Raw genomic sequence first — 2906 nt, forward strand, 5'->3', positions numbered from 1 at the left:
CCTGAACGGCGTCAAGCAGTTCATCACCAGCGGCAAGAACGGGGACGTCGCCATCGTGATGGCGGTGACGGACAAGCCGCCGGCAAGAAGGGGATCTCGGCCTTCCTGGTGCCGACGTCCACGCCGGGCTACGTGGTGGCGCGCATCGAGGACAAGATGGGCCAGCACGCCAGCGACACGGCGCAGATCCTGTTCGAGAACTGCCGCGTGCCCGCCGCCAACCGGCTGGGCGACGAAGGGCAGGGCCTGAAGATCGCGCTGTCGGGGCTGGAGGGCGGGCGCATCGGCATCGCGTCGCAGTCGGTGGGCATGGCGCGCGCGGCCTTCGAGGCGGCGCTGCGCTACAGCAAGGAGCGGGTGGCCTTCGGCGTGCCGATCTTCGAGCACCAGGCGATGCAGCACAAACTCGCCGACATGGCCACGCAGATCGAGGCGGCGCGCCAGCTGATCTGGCATGCGGCGTCGCTGAAGGACGCCGGCCAGCCCTGCCTCAAGGAGGCGGCGATGGCCAAGCTCTTCGCCAGCGAGATGGCCGAGCGCGTCTGCTCCGCCGCCATCCAGATCCACGGCGGCTACGGCTACGTCAGCGACTTCCCGGTCGAGCGGATCTACCGCGACGTCCGGGTGACGCAGATCTACGAAGGCACGTCCGAGGTCCAGAAGATCCTGATCGGACGCGCGCTGGGCTGAAGCCGGCGCCACGTCGCGGCCCGGGAGGGCCGCGGTGGGCTACCCGCGGCGGCGCCGGGACACCGGGCCGCCGGTCCGCGGCCCGGAAGCGGTCATTCGCCGCTTTCCTTGATCTCGCGGCCGTTGAGCGGCTGCACCGGCCGCGCATTGCTGCCGACCAGCTTGCGGAAGGCCTCGATCTGGGCGGCCGACAGCGTGATCGGCGACTTCAGGACCATCCAGTGCACGCCCTCCGAGCAGGGCGGCGTGGTCAGCGAGCCGGTGAAGTCGTAGTAGCCCAGCGTCTTGGGCAGCAGCGCGGACAGGTCCAGCGACAGGCCGTCCACGCTGATCTTCTCGCCGGCGCGGGGCAGGTGCTCGAACACCGGAGACAGCGCCGGATTGGCCTGGCCGGCTTGGACCAGCACGGCCACGACACCCAGGTCGCCGGCGGCGTTCTTGTGGACGAAGTGCACCACCATCGGCATCGACTTGCCCTTGATGAGCTCCTCGCTGGGGGTGTGGAAGTGGAACTGCAGCAGTTCGTAGCTCTGGCCGCCGACGTCCACCGTGTTGCCGGCCGGCAGGTTCACCTGGACCGTGTGGCCGTTGTTCCAGATCGTCGGCGCGGCGCTGCCGTAATGGAAGGCGAGCGCGGGCAGGTCCGCCTTGACCGCGTGGTCGATGTTGATCGGGCTCTGCTGGTGGCCCAGCGCGCAGGTGGCGAAGGACGGGTCGACCTCGCTCCAGTGGGCGGCGCCTTTTTCGCCGGTGTATTCCCAGTGCGGCGCCGGTGCGGCGACGGCGAGGGTGGACGACAGGAGGCCGATCGACAGGGCGGCGAACAGCGGGCGTGCGGACAGGTTCATGAGGGGCGCCAAGTGAGACGTGGGAGGAAGTCCGGCCCCCGCGTGGGGGAACCGGGCGGCGGCAGTGTGGCGCCCTGGGCGTTTCCTCTGCGTTCAGGTAACGACAAGGTGCCGTTAAGAACTTCGTCCGCACGTCGATCCGTGCGCCCGCTCAGTCCTCGTCGAGGTTGAGCCCGTGCTGCCAGACCGGCAGGGCCGCATCGAACATCGACGGCGCGCTGCCCAGCGCTTGCGGGTCGCGGGCCAGCTTGAGCCAGGCCAGCGTGTCGTGGTGGCTGCCGGGCAGCAGGTCCCGGGCGCGCTCGGCGCTCAGCCAGGCGTGCAGCGCGGCGTACTGCGCCGGATGGCGCTGGGCCGTCCAGCCCAGCGCGACGAGGTCGCCGTAACCTTCCTCGCGGCGCGCCGACTTCATCGAGAGATAGGCCCGCTGCAGGTCGGGGCTGAGGCCGTCGGGCGCCGGCGCGGCCGAGAAGCCGGCCGGCAGGTTGAACCAGACGCCATCCAGGTAGCGGCGGCAATGGCCCAGTTCGTGCGCCGCCATCAGTTCCAGCGCGCTGTCCTCCAGGCCGGCGGGCAGGCGCTGCATCGTCGCTTCGCCCTCCGGGTTGCCGCGCAGGCTCAGCACCAGCTTGCAGCGGCCGTCCCTGAAGCCCAGCGCCAGCGGCGCGGCCTCCGGCGCATCCTGCGGCTGCACGACCACGTCCACCGGCATGCCGGACGCCTTCGCATGCTGCAGCACCGGCGTCATGCCCGCGATCCAGCGCTGCTCCAGCGGTGTCAGGCCCGCGGCCGTGGCGGGGGTCGAGCACACCGTGATCACGGCGGCAAGCGCGAACAGCGCGGCGGGCAACTTCTTCATCACGGCTCGGGTCCTGCGGATCGATGAGGGCAGAGCACCGATGGTGACGGGCCGCAGCGCGCTTGTGCGCGGTCGGCCGCCGATGACGCCGGGGGCGACGTGACGGTTTGCCGCTTGCGCGCGGCGAGTTGTAAAACGGCCTTTGGCGCCTGCCGGCGGGCCCGTGACGCACCGCACGACCGGCCGTGCAGGACCCGCGTCGCGCTGTGCCGGCCGACGGCGCTCCCGCGCCGCGTCCGCCGGCGCCGTGTCAGCCCAGTGCCGTGTCCAGCACCATCATCAGCGCGAAGCCGAGCATCAGGCCCTGCGTCGCCCAGCGCTCATGGCCCTTGCGGTGCGACTCGGGAATGATCTCGTGGCTGATGACGAAGAGCATCGCGCCCGCCGCGAACCCCAGTCCCCAGGGCAGCAGCAGCGGCCAGGCCGAGACCACCCAGGCGCCCAGCACCGCGCCCACCGGCTCCACCAGGCCCGAGGCCGCGCCCAGCAGCAAGGCCTTGCGGCGCGAG

General features: G+C 71.3%; 3 protein-coding genes and 1 pseudogene. 1 reads left to right on the top strand and 3 read right to left on the bottom strand.

The annotated features are described in order from the left end of the window. Window positions 1-690 (top strand): annotated as a pseudogene (locus tag FUT87_RS10120) (acyl-CoA dehydrogenase family protein); the annotation flags it as partial. Between the two features lie 92 nt (window positions 691-782). On the opposite strand, the gene FUT87_RS10125 reads toward FUT87_RS10120, so the two are convergent. The 3 genes from FUT87_RS10125 to FUT87_RS10135 all read right to left on the bottom strand — a co-directional run. Then, entirely contained in the window at window positions 783-1538 is a 756-nt protein-coding gene (locus FUT87_RS10125; RefSeq protein ID WP_147240937.1) for a carbonic anhydrase, read from the bottom strand. 151 nt (window positions 1539-1689) lie between these two features. Then, on the bottom strand, window positions 1690-2397 hold the full coding sequence (locus FUT87_RS10130) for a hypothetical protein (RefSeq protein ID WP_147240938.1): 708 nt from the start codon (window positions 2395-2397) through the stop codon (window positions 1690-1692). 250 nt (window positions 2398-2647) lie between these two features. Then, a partial coding sequence (locus FUT87_RS10135; RefSeq protein ID WP_404935384.1) for a ZIP family metal transporter occupies window positions 2648-2906 on the bottom strand: 259 nt, incomplete at its 5' end.

The sequence above is a fragment of the Mitsuaria sp. TWR114 genome, from assembly GCF_007997345.1.